At 61.6% G+C, this 17,545-nt stretch carries 17 protein-coding genes; 9 read left to right on the plus strand and 8 right to left on the minus strand.

All coding sequences use genetic code 11. From position 1 onward, the window contains the following. Positions 1 to 488 precede the first annotated feature (488 nt). Positions 489 to 857, plus strand: a complete 369-nt coding sequence (locus tag ILFOPFJJ_RS25050) for an Hpt domain-containing protein (RefSeq protein ID WP_173513228.1) — start codon at positions 489 to 491, stop codon at positions 855 to 857. 206 nt (positions 858 to 1,063) lie between these two features. After that, on the plus strand, positions 1,064 to 1,384 hold the full coding sequence (locus tag ILFOPFJJ_RS25055; protein ID WP_173513229.1) for a 2Fe-2S iron-sulfur cluster-binding protein: 321 nt from the start codon (positions 1,064 to 1,066) through the stop codon (positions 1,382 to 1,384). A gap of 512 nt (positions 1,385 to 1,896) precedes the next feature. Here the strand turns inward: ILFOPFJJ_RS25055 and ILFOPFJJ_RS25060 are convergent. Further along, complete coding sequence (locus tag ILFOPFJJ_RS25060; RefSeq protein WP_173513230.1) at positions 1,897 to 2,523, minus strand: DUF922 domain-containing Zn-dependent protease; 627 nt, start codon at positions 2,521 to 2,523, stop codon at positions 1,897 to 1,899. Between the two features lie 208 nt (positions 2,524 to 2,731). Between ILFOPFJJ_RS25060 and folP the strand changes: the two genes are divergently transcribed. Genes folP through folK form a run of 3 tightly spaced genes read left to right on the plus strand, consistent with a single transcriptional unit; the run spans position 2,732 to position 4,480 of the window. Beyond that, the gene (gene folP / locus ILFOPFJJ_RS25065) at positions 2,732 to 3,583 is read left to right on the plus strand and encodes a dihydropteroate synthase (RefSeq protein ID WP_173513231.1); all 852 of its coding nucleotides are present in this window, start codon (positions 2,732 to 2,734) and stop codon (positions 3,581 to 3,583) included. Positions 3,584 to 3,597: 14 nt separating this feature from the next. Further along, positions 3,598 to 3,969 carry a dihydroneopterin aldolase gene (folB, locus tag ILFOPFJJ_RS25070; RefSeq protein WP_136505573.1) on the plus strand — a complete coding sequence of 124 codons (372 nt, stop codon included), beginning with the start codon at positions 3,598 to 3,600 and terminating at the stop codon, positions 3,967 to 3,969. Further along, complete coding sequence (gene folK, locus ILFOPFJJ_RS25075) at positions 3,956 to 4,480, plus strand: 2-amino-4-hydroxy-6-hydroxymethyldihydropteridine diphosphokinase (RefSeq protein WP_173513232.1); 525 nt, start codon at positions 3,956 to 3,958, stop codon at positions 4,478 to 4,480. The genes folB and folK overlap by 14 nt, the downstream gene beginning before the upstream one ends. Before the next feature lie 66 nt (positions 4,481 to 4,546). On the opposite strand, the gene ILFOPFJJ_RS25080 is transcribed toward folK, so the two are convergent. Then, positions 4,547 to 5,098 carry a hypothetical protein gene (locus tag ILFOPFJJ_RS25080; RefSeq protein WP_173513233.1) on the minus strand — a complete coding sequence of 184 codons (552 nt, stop codon included), beginning with the start codon at positions 5,096 to 5,098 and terminating at the stop codon, positions 4,547 to 4,549. A 238-nt stretch (positions 5,099 to 5,336) separates the two neighbouring features. On the opposite strand from ILFOPFJJ_RS25080, the gene ILFOPFJJ_RS25085 reads away from it, so the two are divergent. Together ILFOPFJJ_RS25085 and ILFOPFJJ_RS25090 are read left to right on the plus strand one after the other, a co-directional pair. Beyond that, positions 5,337 to 6,191: a cytochrome b/b6 domain-containing protein gene (locus ILFOPFJJ_RS25085; RefSeq protein ID WP_173513234.1), complete on the plus strand. Its 855-nt coding sequence runs from the start codon at positions 5,337 to 5,339 to the stop codon at positions 6,189 to 6,191. Further along, positions 6,188 to 6,979 (plus strand): molybdopterin-binding protein, encoded by a 792-nt coding sequence (locus ILFOPFJJ_RS25090; protein ID WP_173513235.1) that lies wholly within the window; start codon positions 6,188 to 6,190, stop codon positions 6,977 to 6,979. The genes ILFOPFJJ_RS25085 and ILFOPFJJ_RS25090 overlap by 4 nt, the downstream gene beginning before the upstream one ends. A 41-nt stretch (positions 6,980 to 7,020) precedes the next feature. Here ILFOPFJJ_RS25090 and ILFOPFJJ_RS25095 read toward each other — a convergent pair whose 3' ends face one another. The 3 genes from ILFOPFJJ_RS25095 to ILFOPFJJ_RS25105 form a co-directional block, all read right to left on the minus strand. Next, positions 7,021 to 8,088, minus strand: coding sequence for a YcjF family protein (locus tag ILFOPFJJ_RS25095; RefSeq protein WP_173513236.1), 1,068 nt, complete (start codon positions 8,086 to 8,088; stop codon positions 7,021 to 7,023). Then, entirely contained in the window at positions 8,085 to 9,581 is a 1,497-nt protein-coding gene (locus tag ILFOPFJJ_RS25100) for a YcjX family GTP-binding protein (RefSeq protein ID WP_173513237.1), read from the minus strand. Before ILFOPFJJ_RS25100 ends, ILFOPFJJ_RS25095 begins: the two co-directional genes overlap by 4 nt. 166 nt (positions 9,582 to 9,747) lie before the next feature. Then, positions 9,748 to 10,284 carry a SixA phosphatase family protein gene (locus ILFOPFJJ_RS25105; RefSeq protein WP_173513238.1) on the minus strand — a complete coding sequence of 179 codons (537 nt, stop codon included), beginning with the start codon at positions 10,282 to 10,284 and terminating at the stop codon, positions 9,748 to 9,750. Positions 10,285 to 10,685: 401 nt separating this feature from the next. On the opposite strand from ILFOPFJJ_RS25105, the gene dksA reads away from it, so the two are divergent. Further along, a complete protein-coding gene (gene dksA / locus ILFOPFJJ_RS25110; RefSeq protein WP_136505565.1) occupies positions 10,686 to 11,105 on the plus strand; it encodes an RNA polymerase-binding protein DksA in 420 nt (139 codons plus the stop codon). Between the two features lie 161 nt (positions 11,106 to 11,266). On the opposite strand, the gene ILFOPFJJ_RS25115 is transcribed toward dksA, so the two are convergent. Then, the gene (locus ILFOPFJJ_RS25115; RefSeq protein ID WP_173513239.1) at positions 11,267 to 12,244 is read right to left on the minus strand and encodes a flagellar biosynthetic protein FliO; all 978 of its coding nucleotides are present in this window, start codon (positions 12,242 to 12,244) and stop codon (positions 11,267 to 11,269) included. A gap of 373 nt (positions 12,245 to 12,617) precedes the next feature. Between ILFOPFJJ_RS25115 and cckA the strand changes: the two genes are divergently transcribed. Then, positions 12,618 to 15,230 carry a cell cycle histidine kinase CckA gene (gene cckA, locus ILFOPFJJ_RS25120; RefSeq protein ID WP_173513240.1) on the plus strand — a complete coding sequence of 871 codons (2,613 nt, stop codon included), beginning with the start codon at positions 12,618 to 12,620 and terminating at the stop codon, positions 15,228 to 15,230. A 170-nt stretch (positions 15,231 to 15,400) separates the two neighbouring features. On the opposite strand, the gene ILFOPFJJ_RS25125 is transcribed toward cckA, so the two are convergent. Both ILFOPFJJ_RS25125 and ILFOPFJJ_RS25130 read right to left on the minus strand, forming a co-directional pair. Beyond that, positions 15,401 to 16,330, minus strand: coding sequence for a pseudouridine-5'-phosphate glycosidase (locus tag ILFOPFJJ_RS25125; RefSeq protein ID WP_173513241.1), 930 nt, complete (start codon positions 16,328 to 16,330; stop codon positions 15,401 to 15,403). 131 nt (positions 16,331 to 16,461) lie between these two features. After that, positions 16,462 to 17,409, minus strand: coding sequence for a carbohydrate kinase family protein (locus ILFOPFJJ_RS25130; protein ID WP_173513242.1), 948 nt, complete (start codon positions 17,407 to 17,409; stop codon positions 16,462 to 16,464). Between the last annotated feature and the right edge of the window lie 136 nt (positions 17,410 to 17,545).

The following is a 17,545-nucleotide window of genomic DNA, read 5'->3' on the forward strand; positions in this document are numbered from 1 at the left end:
GATGGCCATCTCCGCGGCGCCAAACAGGCGATCCCGAAGACATCCGAAAACAGGGCGGTGACGGCAGGATATGCGCGTCACATCTGCGCAAGGCCCTGTCTGATCACCCATTCCATTGCCTCGATGGATAGCCGGAACTAAGGCCTCGCGGCACCGAGCACAGAGCTTATCCACCGGAAGAGTTGCCACTTTCGTACGCAAACACGTTCCTGACCGTATCGTAGTGACACATTAGCCAGGTTCTTACAATTAAGCGCAATCGGCATTCATTAAAATCCTAATGATTTCTTAACAAGACGGCCGCCTGCCTGTTGAAAAAGCCAAGGAAATCAGCCGGTTTAGCGAGCGTTAACCATTTCCTCAGATTCCTGCATCTATTGCGTCGCGGCTTAAGCCGATGGCAGCGCCGCCGGCCGATGATCCACGTGTGCGCGAAGCCGTGCAACACGCACCGGCGAAAGCGGCACCCAATAACAGGAAACTGGCCCATGGCGGCACTCAAGATAGCCTTCGAGACACCGGACAATCCGGGAAGCTCTCCCTCGCCCTGCAGAAAACCCATCGACTTCGCCCAACTCGGCAGGCAGACAATGGGGGACAAGGAACTGGAGATCGAAGTTCTGCAGCTTTTCGCGCGCCAGGCGCGGCAAGCGGTAAGCGAGATCGCCGGCGGCGACGCCGATCGGCGTATCCAGGCCGCGCATCGGCTGAAGGGTGCGGCACTTGCTGTCGGCGCCGCCGATGTCGCTGAGGCCGCCGCCGCGATCGAGCAGAAACCGGCGGACGCCAGCATTGCCGGCGCGCTCGGCGCTGCCGTGCTCGAGGCCGAGCTTTTCATTCTGAAGCTTTGCCGCTGACTCAAGTCCCTCTTTGTAGGACTTCCGTGTATTTGACGCCATTCGTGGCAGTGCCGACGAGCATGTGCCACGAGGCACGACCGGCTGTTGTTGACTGGCTGGCCAATTTGTTGGAAGAACGTGCCCTGAATTTGCGCCGTCGACCGCCTGTCGCTGCAGGAACTTGCGTTGGCGGCCAGTCCTGCCAATCCATTCCGGAAAGAGAAATGACAAAACTTACGATCGTAGCCTTTGACGGCACGCGCCACGAACTCGATGTCGAGAACGGCTCCACGGTCATGGAGAATGCGGTTCGCAATTCTGTGCCGGGTGTCGAAGCCGAATGCGGCGGCGCCTGCGCCTGTGCGACCTGTCATGTCTATGTCGACGACGCGTGGGCGGCGGCGGTCGGCGCGCCGGAGGCAATGGAAGAAGACATGCTTGATTTCGCCTATGATGTGCGCCCGACGTCACGGCTTTCCTGCCAGATCAAGATGAGTGAAGCTCTGGACGGGCTGGTGGTCCATGTTCCGGAGCGCCAGGCCTGACCCCCGAGCTTTTTGCAGCAGCCACTTCCGCTCAACGCACGACCGCAAAAAAAAATGCCTCGCTGGTCGCATCGACAAGCGAGGCAAGGAGGGCGTATCGCAAGCAGATGAGGGAGGGAACATCTGTTGCACCAGGACACGCCAGGAGAACCTGTTTTTGCTTCATTGCTTCGCGTTATATGAAAAACGCTTCAGCAACGACGCGAAACTCGAATAAGATCGTATACGAGCACAACGTCTTACTACCGATCCATAGCTAAACGTCCATCTCGTCGAGAGGTTGAACTTTAATTCTACCGCTCACTTCATGGTATGAATATAGCTGAGTCGGCGCCCCACTGCCATCGTTAGAATTCGCCAATAAAATACCGTGGGTTTTGCGCAGCCGCCTTGCGCACTTCCAGGTTATAGTCATCCTGTTCTTGGGGGCGAGTTTTTGCTTCTTGAACAAAGCGGCAGTCGCGCTTGTCAGTGGCGGCGTGAGGCGAGCGTAGAGCGGAGTGGGAGCGGCCTTAGCGCCGCTCTTTGATGCTTTCCAGCCGGTATTGCAGCAGCCGGATCATGCGGCGATCGAAGTTTGCGGCCTCCGTCCGGTCAAAGCGTGCCTGATCCTTGTCGTGGCTTTCGACTTCGGCTGCGCTTGTTCGAGCCACTTTGGCCTGCATGCGCTCGCAATCCGCTTCTGGCTTCAGCGCCATAAACGCCTTTTCCATCTGGCGCGCGTGATTACGGGCGATCTCTGCATGCCGCTCCTCGTGGCGCTTTATGTCGCTTGCCAGCGTGTCCCAAACCAAAGCGAGGTCGCGCCCTGCCTGCTTGCGATATTTCCAACGCGGCAGGATGATGCGCGTGCTGAGCGTTACGCGCGCGGTCCCGATGGCGCAACGCCCGCTGCGGCTGACATAGGTGATCGTGCCGCCGAACTTGATCCGTGTGGCTCCCGGGTGGCGCGCGCCCGTGCTTGTCATCACGGGGCCGGCCGCAGCAAGTGCCTTGTCGAGTTCGGCGGCCGTGCGGCCACCAATCGAGAAATAGGTGAAGGTCTTGCTGAACACAGTTTCTCCCGCGGCGCTGCCCAGCGGAAGGCCGACGAAGAACGCGACAAGCGCGGCTTTCAACGGAAAGCGTACTCGGTACATCGATGCGTGGTTCTCTTTGGTTGAACTTGGTTCAAGCTTGGGGCATAGCCAGCGTTAGCGCAACACAAATCGACCGGAGATGGCGTTCGGGGCGCTCGGAGTTACGTGAAGAAAGCTTCGCAACCATTTGATATTGAACAGGCTGAACTATTCTTGGTGAAGCCAGTGAATTATAGCGCGCTTCTCCGCATCGCAGGATCATGGGAACATGACGAACAATCCATTTCAGATGTCTCGTTGGCAATTGGCGCATGGACGCAGCCTCGAACTCGGAACGCGTGGCGTTTTGATGGCGATCATCAACGTCACGCCGGATTCCTTCTCCGACGGCGGGCATTTCGTCGACCCCGCCGCGGCCGTCGCCGCCGGACTGCGCTCGGTCGAGCAGGGCGCGGAAATTCTCGATATCGGCGGCGAATCCACCCGCCCGGACGCAGAACCGGTAACTGCCGAGGAGGAGCAAGCGCGCATCCTTCCGGTGATCGCTGGGCTCGCTCGCGAAACGAGGGCGATCATTTCCGTCGACACCTACCGCGCCGAAACGGCACGACTCGCCGTCGAAGCGGGCGCCCACATCGTCAACGACGTCCACGGGCTGCAGCGCGAACCGGCGATCGCGGATGTTGCAGCGGCAACGGGGGCAGGGCTCTGCATCATGCACACGGGCCGCGACCGGCAGAAGCTCGACGACGTCGTCGACGACCAGTTTCATTTTCTGGATCGATCGCTGCAGATCGCGTCCGAGGCCGGCGTCGCGCGGGAAAGGATCGTGCTCGATCCTGGTTTCGGGTTTGCCAAGGACACGAATGAAAATCTCGAACTGATGGCGCGTTTCGCGGAGTTGCATCGTTTCGGCCTGCCGATCCTGGTCGGAACGTCGCGCAAGCGCTTCATCGGTGCGGTCACGGGACGGGATGCGCCGGCGCGTGACATCGGAACGGCGGCGACGACGGCGCTTCTCAGGGCAGCGGGCGCTGCGATTTTTCGGGTGCATGATGTCGCAATCAACAGGGATGCACTGGTGATGGCGGATGCTATGCTGGCCGCAAAGAACAGCTGACGGGACATGAAGCCATGACTGCGACCTACATCATCACTTTGAAGAATTGCGCTTTCTTCGCCCGCCATGGCGTGCTCGACGAGGAGGAGTTTCTCGGACAGCGTTTCTTCGTCGATGCGGAGCTCGAAGTGGAGCAGGGCACGGCTCTCGCGGAGGACTGCATCGACGACACCGTGCACTACGGCATCGCCTTCGCGGAAATCGAGAGAATCGTCACCGGCCGTCGGCGTTACCTGATCGAAGCGCTCGCGCTCGAGGTCGCAAAGACGCTTTGCGCGCGCTTCCGCCAGATCCGGCGGGCGAAGGTTTCCATCCGCAAGCCGAACGCGCCGGTCCCGGGCGTTCTGGACTACGTGGAGGTCACGGTCGAGCATGTCGCGGAATAACCCCTGGCGGCATGCGACGCTCGGTCTTGGCGGCAATCTCGGTGATCCGCCACAGGCCATGGCGGAAGCATTGCGCGCGCTTGACGCGAGACCGGACTGCAGGATCACCGCGGTATCGCGGCTCTACAGAACACCGCCATGGGGCAAGACCGATCAGGCCTGGTTCTTCAATGCGTGCGCCGCGGTCGAGACGGTGCTCGATCCCGAGGCACTGCTCGACACCTGCCTCGATATCGAACGGGCGATGAAGCGGGTCCGCAAGGAGCGCTGGGGGCCGCGCACGATCGACATCGACGTGCTGACCTTCGATGGCGTGAACTCAGCGAGCGAAAAGCTGGAATTGCCGCATCCGCGCATGACGATGCGCGGTTTCGTGCTGATGCCGCTTGCCGACTTCGCAGCCGACCTTTTGATAGAAGGGCGAACCGTTCGCGAATGGCTGGGCAATGCCGATGTCACCGGAATTGAAGTGGCGGATGGCGACCCCGATTGGTGGCGCAAGCGCAACTGAATTTCTTAGGCAAATGAAAAAAGCCCGGCGTCAAGGCCGGGCTGTATGCAATTCATTTCAGCGTTGCTACTTGATCGAGCCGACCGCGATGTTGTCCATCTGACGGTTCAGGCTCACGCCGATGACCGGGACCATCGTCTCCTCGACCTTGACGGAAATCGTGATGTTCATGGTTTCCGCGTCCTGCAGCCGGGCGATCATCGCGCCATTGAGCTGCTTGCGGTTGATCCCGACCACGACCTTGTCCTTCGCAACGTTGCCGGAAACGACGTCGAGTCCCTTGCCGTCGGCGCCGTCGAGAAACTTGCCGGTATAGCCGTTGCCCTTCTGCGTGATCATCGCAGACATCGGCTGCTTGAAGACACCGACCCGGCAGAAACCGTCGAGCTTGATCCCGACATCTTTGCCCGATGCGGGTTCGCCGGTGAGGTCGCAGGTGAATTTCGTACCCTTGTACTTGCCGGCCACGATCTCGCCGGGACCTTTCCACTGGCCGGCTACCTTCTCGAAAAAGGCCTTGTCGCGGGCGCCGGACGACGCCGGCGCCGCAATGCCGACAGTGGCAGCAAGCGCGAAAGCGGCAACGCCGCGAACAATCAAAGAAGGGCGCGAGAACATAATCGATCCTTGATGGGTCAACGTCCGAAACTGGTAACCACATTTGCGCTGAAATGGTTAACGGACGGTTTCTTTGTGGCTCATTTACATGCCAGTTTTCTGGGTCCGCGCCACATGGAGGGACCGTTTGCGGCTCACGCGTGTCTCACCGGAAATTGCGGCATCCCCGCGCAGACGTGTTCTTGAAACTCCTTTGCCGCCTGTTACGTCATTGTCATATCGCGGGAGGGTCCCGAACATGGCGACAGCGATAGACAAGCAGCATGATGGCGCCGACCGACAGACGATCCGTCGGCATGGCATCGCGACGCGGATCACCCACTGGACATGGGCGATCGCGTTGTTCTTCCTGCTGCTCAGCGGCTTGCAGATCTTCAACGCCCACCCGTCGCTTTATATCGGCGAGCAGTCCGGTTTCGCATTCGACAACAGCGTGCTGTCGATCCGCGCCGTCAGGGGAGCCGACGGCGAAGTGCAGGGTGTGACGACCGCCTTTGGTCGGCGCATGGACACCACGGGTTTTCTAGGCGTCAGCGGGCCGGAGGATAGCCGTGCCTACCGGGCGTTTCCGGGCTGGCTAACGGTGCCCTCTTACCAGGATCTTGCGACCGGCAGGGTCGTCCACTTCTTCTTCGCCTGGCTGTTCGCCGCCACGGTCCTGTCGTGGTTGGTCGCGAGCCTCATCAATGGGCATCTGCGTCGTGATATCCTGCCAACCTTCTCGGATATCAGCGGCTTGCCGCGCAGTTTCGCCGAGCATCTGCGTTTCCGTTTTCATCATGGCCGCTCTTACAATGGTCTTCAGAAAATCTCCTATGCCGTTGTTCTTCTGATCTTTTTCCCTCTGATGATCCTCACGGGGCTGACGATGTCGCCGGGAATGAACGCCGGCGCGCCCTGGCTAACGGAAATCTTCGGCGGCCGGCAGACTGCGCGTACCATCCATTTCGTCGTCATGCTGTTGCTCGTCGGCTTCTTTGCGATCCACATCTTCATGGTCCTTGCCGCCGGGCCGATAAACGAAATCCGCTCGATGGTGACCGGACGGTATCGCATCGACCAGGAAGCGACAGAAGGAGGACCCGAACGATGAGCCGGATCATCATCGATCGCAGGCGGTTTTTGACCGGCGCCGGTATCGTCGCCTCGACGATCCCTCTGGTCGGGTGCGACGCGCTGGACGGCATGCTGTCGAACGGTGCGACCGTCCGCGAAACAATGGCCAAAGCGAATGACCTGACCTATCGCGTCCAGCGCTTCCTGATCGGTGCCGACAGTCTCGCCAAGGAATTTTCGGAGAGCGAGATTCGACAGGGGCAAAGGCCGAACGGCTCGACGGATCCGACGGACGCCACCTACGTCGCCCTTCGGGACGGAGCTTTCGCAGACTACCGACTGGAGATCGGCGGGCTTGTCGACCGGCCGCTGAGCCTTTCGCTCGACGAGTTGCGCAACATGCCATCACGCACGCAAATCACCCGGCATGACTGCGTCGAGGGCTGGAGTTGCATCGCCAAATGGACAGGTGTTCCTCTCGCCGCCGTCCTGGATGAGGCGAGGGTGAAGCCGGAGGCTCGCTACGTTGTGTTTCGATGCTTCGATACGATGAATCTCGGCCTCTCCGGGGAGGCCGCCTACTACGAGTCCATCGATATGCTGGATGCGCGCCATCCGCAGACGATCCTTGCCTATGGCTTGAACGGCGGGCCGCTCCCGATCGCGAACGGCGCACCTCTGCGCCTGCGCGTGGAGCGCCAGCTCGGATACAAGATGGCGAAATACCTTCGCTCCATCGAACTCGCCTCCGACCTCGCGGCCTACGGCCAGGGGAAGGGCGGTTTGTGGGAGGACCTCGGCTACGACTGGTACGCGGGCATATAGCCGAACAGGGGCCGCAACCATCTACCGCCAACTCCCTGCGATCAGCTCTCCGATCGTGACGCGCCGGGCGCAAGATCGGAAAGGAAATCACCGATTCCCGGTCGCTTCAGCGCGCGAAACGGCATGGGCCGGCAGAGGTCCATCGCCGCTATTCCGATACGCGCGGTCATCAGGCCGTTGATGACCCCCTCGCCAAGGCGCGCGGAGAGTTTGGATGCAAGGCCGTGGCCCAGGACCTGTTGGATAAGGCTGTCGCCGGCAGCAATGGAGCCGGTGACGGCAAGATGTGCAATGACGTCGCGCATCAGCCGCAGCATGCCGAGCGTGCCCGGCCGGCCACCGTAGAGCTCCGCCATCGTGCGGATCATACGGGCCGATTCGTAGAGGACATAACCGAGATCGACGAGTGCCCGCGGACTGACGGCGGTCACGATCGACACGCGCTTCGACGCCGCCAGGATAAGCCGGCGCGCCTCGCGGTCGAGCGGTGTCAGCAATTCCCGCTCGGCCAATTCAATCAGATGAGGACCGTCGATGATCTCGCCCTCGGTTTCGGCGAGTCGCGCCCGGCCTTTCGCCGTGCGGGGATTGGCAGCCAGCAGGTGGACAAGCCTTGCCGTCGCGGCACGTGCGGTCTCGGTGCTGGCAGGAGCTTCGCCAACATCTTTTTTCAACTGCTGTATCGCCGTGAGCTGCATCATCCCGAACAGTTCGCGCACGACGACGACCAGGAAGGCGAAGGTGCCGATCGCAACGACGGCGATTGCGCAGTAGCCGAGCCAATCCGCACGGGAAAAAAGATCGCGGAGCAGACGATCGACCCACAGTCCCAAGGCAAGCGAAAGCAGTATCCCCAATGCGCCCACGGCGACCTTGCCGAAGGAAAGCCGACGACGGCGCGGGCTTGCTTCCGGCAGGTTGAGTGCTTCGATCGCCGCAGTCGTCTCGATAAACGGGTCTTCGGCATCGGGCGTCATGACGATTTTGTCGCTAAAGCTAGCCGGCGCGCGCCGTTGCTGTTGCTGTCGCTCCGCGCGTTCGGCCTGCTCGTCAGGGTCGACGGAAAAGGCGGCGGGCTTGCGCCCGCGGTTCTTGAACTCGTCACTCATGCCAGGCGATCTCCGAGCAGGAACTGCATCGCACGGTCGAGCCGGATATGCGGCACCGAAAGTTTCAATCCGCCGCGCGTCTCTTCCAGATGCGGTGGGCGGAAGCGCACGAAATTCAGCTCAGGCATCGCGGGCTTCGCCTCCGCAGGTTTCGAAGTTTGAGAACGACCATCCGTCGCCTCGAAAAGAACTTCAGGATCTTGCGGTAAGTCTCCAGGAAATATCGCTGCCTTTCTTTCTCCATCGAACATTTCGCCATTGATCCTCTCGCCGGCGATCGGCGTGCCGACGATGACCGGCAACGCGTGACCATCATGGCTTACCGTCGCCTCGCGCGTCGCGCGGACGGATGCAAGCGCCATTACTTCAAGCCCTGCGCCACTCATACCGATGCGTTCCGCGGCGCGGCTGACGAGCCGGGCAGTGATGCGTTCGAGCCGGTCGTGGCTCTCGTGGTGCAGGTGGTCGGCCTTGGTAGCGGCGATGAGGACCCGATCGATCCTGCGCGTAAACAGGGACGAGAGCCAGGAATTGGTGCCTGGCCGAAAGCAGGCGAGCACGTCGGCGAGTGCCTGTTCCAGATCGCTCAGCGCTTCCTGCCCGCGATTGATCGCCTGCAGGGCGTCGACGAGCACGATCTGGCGGTCGAGACGGGCGAAGTGCTCGCGGAAGAACGGGCTTACGACATGGGTCTTGTAGGCCTCGTAGCGGCGCTCCATCATCGCCCAGAGCGACCCTTTCGGCGCCCGACCCGCGGGCAGATCGGGAAGCGGCGAGAAGGTCAGCGCCGGCGAGCCCTCGAGATCGCCGGGCATCAGGAAACGGCCGGGCGGCAGTGTTGAGAGGGATCGGTCGTCAGCCTTGCAGGCCTGGAGATAGGCCGTGAAGCTTTCGGCAAGCCGGCGGGCGCTGCCTTCGTCGGCTGCCGTTGTGGCGCCGCTCACCGATGCCAGCGCCAGCCATTCGCGCGATAGGCTCGCGCGTGTGCCGGCGCGCGCTCGCTGCACGGTGGTCTCGCTGAATTGCCGGAAATCCTGCGCAAGCAGGGGCAGGTCAAGCAGCCATTCACCCGGATAGTCGACAATGTCTATCGAAAGCCGCCCGGGCGAGAACATCCGGTTCCAGCCGCTGGCGCTTTCGTAATCAAGCGTGACGCGCAGCTGCGAAATCGCCCTCGTCGAATCCGGCCATACCCGATCTCTCACGAGGGCGGCGATATGGTCCTCATATTGGAAGCGCGGCACCGCATCATCCGGCTGCGGCTCCAGCCGCACCTTCGAGACCCGCCCGGATCGGATGGGTTCGAATACCGGCAGGCGACCGCCGTTCAACAAGTTGTGGACGAGCGACGAAATGAAAACGGTCTTGCCGGCGCGCGAGAGGCCGGTGACGCCGAGGCGGACCGCAGGATTGACGAGTCCCGATGCCCGATCGGCGAGATTGTCCAGCGCAATCAGGGCATCATCTTTGAAGCTGCTCAAAAGGGGCGCCAATTCTATCCGTTCCTCGGGATTGATCCGTCATTCAGCTTGCCGGCAACCATCAAAGAGCGCCGCATATATGTGCCAGCCGTCGTCGCGATATAGGAAATCTTTCCGCAAACACAACGCCGTAAGACTGATTTCGGCAATCGTCCTTCGGCTCGGGCGGGAGCTTTGGTCACGATCTACCCGATTCCTCCGGCGCGGCCAGCAACAGTGTCGACAGCGTGGCCAGCCACCTGACGCCGGCGCCCGGAGGTGCTGAAAAGTCGATAACCGCCAATCCCGCCGGCGGATAGCCGTCCGCAAGAACCCTGTCCGCAGCCTCGTCGCCGAGGAGACGACGAAACAGCTCCTCGATCATCGGATTATGACCAATGAGCATCAGCGAGGACAGGCTGGAATTTGCTTCGAGAAGCTCGGCGTAGACGTTCATCGATCCCGTATAGAGCGCATCGATGTAACGAAGATCGATGTCTTCGCCGAGCGTGCGACGGAACGGTTCGGCGGTCTGGCGACACCGCACCGCGGTCGAGCAAAGGATCAGATCCGGTCGGATGCCTTGATCGGCGGCGCTCTGGGCGATCAGCTCCGCCTCGGCATAGCCGATATCGTCAAGCGTGCGGTCGAAATCCCGCTGACCCGGCAGCGCCCAGCCCGAGCGGGCGTGGCGGAGAAGGAAGAGGCGAAATGCCGGGGCGACGCGATCTTGCATATATCATCCGGGGGCGGCCTGGGCGCCTGAGGTTGGAGGCATCTCTCTCGGCCGGGTCCAGACGCGAGTCCGGCGAGACGGGTACCTTGTCCCGCTGTCGCAGCAAAGATCAAGCCGTCGGCCTAGGTTTTTCGCGGATCGCAGCCCTCTTGAACTGACGCCCGAGGCGCACCAGATGTCGCAATCTGAAATGTCGCAGGCATCGGCCGGCGGTTCGCGGGCAGACCGGCCGAACGTAATCCGCGATCAAGATTTCGTGTGTAATTTTGATGAAATATTCGCCAGTTAGCCTGAAATGCAAGCATTGGTAAAATGCGGTCGAGTGTCTGGCACAAGGCTTGAATCGTAGCTTCCATAGGTCTATACACCGCCGCAATGAGATGTTCTTCAGGAGAATCGCGTTGAGTGAGAAGATCGATCTTAGTACCTTTGTTCTCTCCGAGGACGAGGAATTCATGAATGCCAACCACCGGGCGTACTTTCGTGCAAAGCTGAATGCCTGGAAAAATGATATCCTTCGCGAAGCCCGCGAGACACTGGACCACTTGGCAGAGGAGAGCGCCAATCATCCGGATCTTGCGGACCGAGCTTCTTCCGAAACAGACCGGGCCATTGAATTGCGTGCCCGGGACCGGCAAAGGAAACTGATCGCCAAGATCGATGCTGCGTTGCAGCGGCTTGACGAAGGCACCTACGGTTACTGCGAGGAAACGGGCGAACCGATCGGTTTGAAGCGTCTGGACGCCCGGCCGATTGCAACCCTCTCGATCGAGGCGCAGGAGCGCCATGAACGTCGCGAGAAGGTCTATAGGGACGAATGACGGATCCAGGATCTTCCTGATCTGAAAAAAACGGCGCGGTTTATCCGCGCCGTTTTTCTTTGTAGGTGCTCGGGCCAGGATAGCTTCGAGTAGATCCGGATCGTCCTGATCGCTCGCTGGCAAACGGGAAACGCCTCAGGCGTTTCCTTGCCCTGCCGTTCTCATGGTTTACGTCCGGCGGAAATGTCGGCGAGCATCCGTTGCATTTCCTCTTCGATCGTCGGCTCCGTGCGGATATTGTCCGGGGTACCACCGAGCAGGGGTTCCTGGCGGCCGCCCGCAGTCGGTCGGCTCCCGGCTTGCAGTCCTACCGAAGGCGCCAGCCGCTGCAGATCGCCGCTGATTTCCGCGTCGAGAATCCGCTCGAATTCCGAAACCCGGTCCGGTGTGGCCGGTTGGGCCGGCATCGCCTGTGTCTGCATCACCGGCGCGGAAGCCACTTGCGCAGCGCCCTGTTGCACTGGCGCCGGCTCCCGACGCGGTGCCGCTGGAAGCACCCGCTCGCGGGCCACGTCGAAAATGCCCTCGGCACGTTCTATGGCGGAGACGGCGGGACTCGCGGGCACGGGGGGCGAAACCCTGGCAGGCGGCTGTTGTTGGAGTGGTTGCGCGGCCGTCGCCGGTCTTTGCTCTGCGGCGAGACGGATCGGCGGCGCTGGCTCCACTCGGGGAGCCGCTTGCGGCTGCTCCTCGGCGCGCGCAACCTGCCGCTCCGGCACGGTAGCGGCCGCTTCCACCGGCATCGGCGTGGGCGCCGAAACGGGCCTCGGTTCAGGTCGGGGTGTCGCCTTCGGCACATCCGTGGCCTTCTGCTCCGCAGCCGGGCCGGCGCTCGCCTGTGCCGGCGATAGCTCCGGTGCAATCCGACTTTCGATGACAATGTCGGTGGGGCCGCCGATCATGATGAGGTGTTCGACGTCGTCGCGGCGTACAAGCACGAGCCGGCGGCGCGCGTCGACGGCCGCCGCGTCGAGGACGGCAAGCCTGGGCTGTCTGTTCTTACCGCCGCGCACAAATGGGGAGGAGGGTCTGTGGCGCATGATCCAAAGCACGGCGGCAAGGCACAAGAGCCCGACGGCAACGGCTGCGGCGGCGATGATGAATCGGCTGCCGTTGTCCCCGACAAAGGTTTCCATCATAGGCTGAACTCCTTCTGCCGTCCCCGGATGTCAATATTTGACGGCTTTTTTCGGGCCGGTACAAGCTTGCGTCCGACATTCCCTGTGAATTGACCAGGATGCTTCCGCAGAGACGCTTTTTGCTGTTATCTCTGATTGTTAAAGATGATTCCAGTTCGATGATCCGGACGCGGCAAAGGCATCTGCCGATTTCGCGAAACTTTGGTCGGACGCCGGCGACTGCATGATTCCTTAAACCGGAATCGATTTTGGGGATAGATTATGCAGCCATTCAAAGGATTGCAGCGAGCTTTGCGCGCCTGAACAGGAAGCGCGGCGCTGTTGTAGATGTACAGGGTGGTCGCGCGCGGCCGCAGCGGCAGGTGAGGACCCGATGACGAAATTGCGGCAGTCAGGTGACTACCAGATGCCGGTTGTTGACCGCGGCGTCCGGCCGGGCACGGTCTTGCGGATCATCCTGCTGGCGATTGTCCTCACCGCGTCGGCCGCCGCCTTCGTCGTCTTCAAGAACCAGCTCGAGAACGAGATCGTCCTTGGCATCCTCGGCGTGCTGGCGATGGTCGGCATATTTTTCCTGGTATCGTCGGTGATCGGTTTCATCGAGGTGATGCCGCAGACGCGTCCCGACGAGCTGGCGCGCGCTTTTCTCGATGCCCATGAAGATGGGACGATCGTCACCGACCGCAGGGGGCGCATCATCTATGCCAATGCCGCCTATGGCGCTCTGACCGGCGCAAAGAGTGCCGGCGGCATTCAGTCGCTCGAGACCATTCTCTCCAGAAACCGTGAAGCGACCGAAGCGATCTATCGGCTCACCAATGGCCTCCATGAAGGCAAGAAGGGGCACGAGGAATTCCGGCTGCTGAAGCCTCTCGCAAATGGTGCATCGATCGGTTCAGGCGCCCATTGGTTCCGCCTGAAGGCGCGCGTGCTGCCCCTGGAGGACAGCGAAAGGAATCCGCTCTACCTCTGGCAGATCGCCGACATCACGGCCGAGCGCGACGACCAGGAGCGTTTCTTCAAGGAGTTGCAGAACGCGATCGACTATCTCGACCATGCCCCGGCCGGTTTCTTCTCCGCCGGACGCAAGGGCGAGATCTTCTATATAAACGCCACCCTTGCCGATTGGCTCGGCATCGATCTCACGAAGTTTCAACCGGGATCGGTCAGCATTGCCGATGTCGTCGCGGGCGAGGGCCTCGCGCTCATTCAATCGGTCCAGGCGGAACCGGGCCTCAAGAAAACGAAAGTGCTTGATCTCGATCTGCGCAAGGCCAACGGGCAGAGCCTGCCGGTGCGCCTGATCCACCGCGTCTCGTCGACCCGCGACGGCGCGCCTGGCGAGAGCCGGACGATTGTCATGTCCCGTGAAGACGATGACGGCGATCAGTCGGCCTCGAATGCAGCCATGCGCTTCACGCGCTTCTTCAACAACACGCCGATGGCGATCGCCTCTGTCGATGGCGACGGACGGATCCTGAGGACCAATGCTCCGTTCCTGAAGCTGTTTGCAGGTGTCGTTTCACAGGACGACGTCGAGCGCGGCGCACTGATCGAAACGGTCGTGCACGAGTCCGAAAGAAACCGCCTTCAGGACGCGCTTGCGGCGGCAAAGGACCGGCAGGGCGATATCGCGCCGATCGACGCCTTGCACCCGAAGGACGAGGGGCGACATTTCCGTTTCTACGTCAACGCGGTGATCGACCAGAGCGATCAGGCGCCGGAGGAGGCCGCGATCATCTATGCGCTGGAGATTACCGAGCAGAAGGCGCTCGAGAACCAGATGGCGCAGACGCAGAAGATGAATGCCGTGGGCACGCTTGCAGGCGGTATCGCGCACGATTTCAACAACGTGCTGACCGCGATCCTGCTTTCCTCCGACCACCTCCTGCTTTCGGCGCGACCAGCGGATGCGACTTTCGCCGATCTGATGGAAATCAAGCGCAACGCCAATCGCGCCGCCGTGCTCGTGCGGCAGCTGCTCGCCTTCTCGCGCAAGCAGACGATGCGTCCGACAGTGCTCAACCTCACCGATGTCATCGGCGACCTGCGCATGCTGGTGGACCGGATGACCGGCACCAACGTCAAGGTCGAGGTCGACTACGGCCGCGACCTCTGGCCGGTGAAGACCGATCTCGGCCAGTTCGAGCAGGTGCTGCTCAACCTCGCGGTCAACGCGCGCGACGCCATGCCCAAGGGCGGAACGATCACGCTCCGGACACGAAATCTACCGGCAAGCGAGATTGCGGCACTCGGACGACGTGAGCTGCCGGAGGACGACTTCGTCATGGTCGAGGTTTCCGACCAGGGCACCGGCATTCCGCAGGAGATCATGGACAAGATCTTCGAGCCCTTCTTCACGACGAAGGAAGTAGGCAAGGGCACCGGCCTTGGGCTTTCTATGGTCTACGGCATCGTCAAACAGTCGGGCGGCTACATCTATCCGGAGTCGGAAGTCGGGAAGGGCACCACCTTCCGCATTCTGCTGCCGCGCCATGTGGAGGAAATCCGCGAGGAAGGGGATTCGACGGCAACCGAAGCGCCGATGCCGGCAGTCAGCAACCTGGTCGTGGCGGCGGCGCCCAAGGCGGAACAGGAACCAACGGATCTCACCGGCGATTCCGCCGTCGTGCTGTTGGTCGAGGACGAGGAGGCGGTCCGCCGCGGTGGCAAGCGCATGCTCGAAACGCGCGGTTACACTGTTCACGAGGCCGGATCGGGCGTCGAGGCGCTCGACATCATGGATGAGCTCAACGGCGCCGTCGATATCGTCGTCTCGGACGTGGTGATGCCGGAGATGGACGGACCGACGTTGCTGCGCGAACTGCGCAAGAAGTACCCGGACCTCAAGTTCATCTTCGTATCGGGATACGCAGAGGACGCTTTTGCGCGCAACCTGCCGGCCGACGCAAAATTCGGTTTCCTGCCGAAGCCATTCTCGCTGAAGCAACTGGCGGTGGCCGTTCGCGAGATGCTGGATTCCTGAGCGAGCTGATAAACTGGAGCAATCCAGGAAAGTCTTTAACGGTTTCCCGTTCGGAACTGCGTCGTCTCAAAGAGTTGGATCACGTCACTCTTTCAATGAAACAAACGATCTAACGGCGCTCATGAAAAAGGCCCGGTCCAGCGCCGGGCCTCCTTGTCAGCCAACTGAAGTCACTTCGCCGTCAGCGCAACTGCGATTTCGGCGGCCAGACGCGCATTGTTTTCGACGAGCGCGATATTGGTTTCGAGGCTGCGGCCTTCGGTCATGTGGAAAAGGTTATCGAGCAGGTAAGGCGTCACCGCCTTGCCGGAGACCTCGTCGCTCGCGGCATTGTCGAGCGCGCGGGTGATGTAGATTTCCATCTCTTCGCGCGGAATTTCGCTCTCTTCGGGAACCGGATTGGCGACAAGCATGCCGCCGTCGATGCCGAGCAGGTCGCGCATCTTCTGGAAATTGGCGATCGCGGCGGGGCTGTTCAGCATCAACGGACTCTTGATGCCGGAATCGCGTGACCAGAAGGCCGGGAAGGTCTCGCTGTCATAGGTGACGACCGGAACACCCCGGGTCTCCAACACCTCGAGCGTTTTCGGAATGTCGAGAATGGCCTTGGCGCCGGCGCAGACGACGATGACGCCGGTGCGGGCGAGTTCATCGAGATCGGCGGAAATATCGAAGCTCTGCTCCGCGCCGCGGTGAACGCCGCCGATGCCGCCGGTGGCGAAGACGCTGATGCCGGCGCGCGCGGCAGCGATCATCGTCGCGGCGACGGTCGTGGCACCGGTGCGACGCTCGGCGATGGCGAAGGCGAGATCGGCGCGCGACAGCTTCATCGCGCCTTCCGTCTTCGAAAGCGCCTCCAGCTTCGCGCTATCGAGGCCAATGTGGAGGACACCGTGGATTACGGCAATCGTTGCCGGAACTGCCCCCTGTTCACGGATGATCGCCTCGACGCTCCGGGCCATGTTGAGATTACCGGGATAGGGCATTCCATGCGTGATAATCGTCGATTCCAGCGCGACGATTGGCGCTCCGCGCGCCTTGGCGGCCGCGACTTCATCGGAATATTCCAACGGCAGGGACGGGGAGGAGGGCTTTGTCATGATCTTTCCCTTTAATCGCGATGTGTCGGGCTGAATCAGCCGGGATCGCGATCGCTTCTAACAAAGTTGGAACGAGGTGTGGCCGGCAAGCCGCCTGGACCTTTCCTCGCTCGGAGCTCGGCTGTCATTTCTCATGACAGCATTTGCGGAGCCGGCACAAGGGCCAGCGCCAGTTCGAGATTGCGCGCGGACATCTCTTCCGAGACGGCGGACGGCGAACGAAGCGTTATGTTGGCGGCGGCAATGCCGTGGCGCAGGCATCTGCCGAGATCGAGACCCGAAAGCCGCGCTGTCAGGAAGCCCGACGCCAATGCGTCGCCGGCTCCGGTGACGTCCGCAAGCGCCGGAAGGGCGGGCGGTACAACGAGGCAGGCCTCTTCGCGGTCGAAGGCGACAGCAGCGCCGCCGCCATGCGTCACGACGCCGCCTGCGAGGCCGGCCTCCCGCAACAGCGGTGGCCAGTTTTCGGGCTGGCCGGCGTCAGTTTCGGTCAGGGCACGTGCTTCGGCCTCGTTCATGAAGAGAAAATTCAGTCCCGTCAGACATTTCCTGAAGCGGATCACCTTTGCCGGCGACACGGCGATGCCGGCAACAAGCCGGCCGTCGCTGGAGGCCGGGCTGACCAGCGCGGCGAGCGTTTCTTCAGGCAGATTCGCATCCATCAGCACCAGGTCGCTTGCCGCCAATATTTCGCGCATTGCGCGCTGTTGCAGCCGGCGCGGCGAAAACAACTGGTAGAGATCCATGTCGGCAAGCGCGATGACGAGATTGCCGTCGTTTTCGAGGATCGCGGTATAGCTCGGCGTCTTCCGGTCGAGAAAGGTGAAAGCGCAATCGATCACACCCGCCGCGGCCGCGGCCGCCGCCACCATTTCGCCCGCGGCGTCGCCGCCACGCGGGCTGATCATCCGCACGCAGTGACCAAGGCGGGCAAGGTTTCTCGCCGCATTGAAGCCGCCGCCGCCTGCTTCCTCGAACCACCAGCCGGGATTGCTCGCGCCGGGAGCAGTGACGCCGCGGATGCGGCCGCGGCGGTCGATGTGGGCGCCGCCGAATACGGCGATTTCCCGTTGTTTCATAAAAGCTCCTCTTTGGGCTGCTTCAATCCAAAATCACAGGCGCGGCACGGTCGCGAATCGCACTGGCATCGCCAAACCTGACCGCGGTCCGGTATGGCCTGTGGAAATGTGGTACAATGTCCGTGAACAAGAATCG

It is taken from the genome of Sinorhizobium psoraleae (assembly GCF_013283645.1).
GTDB classification, from domain to species: domain Bacteria; phylum Pseudomonadota; class Alphaproteobacteria; order Rhizobiales; family Rhizobiaceae; genus Sinorhizobium; species Sinorhizobium psoraleae.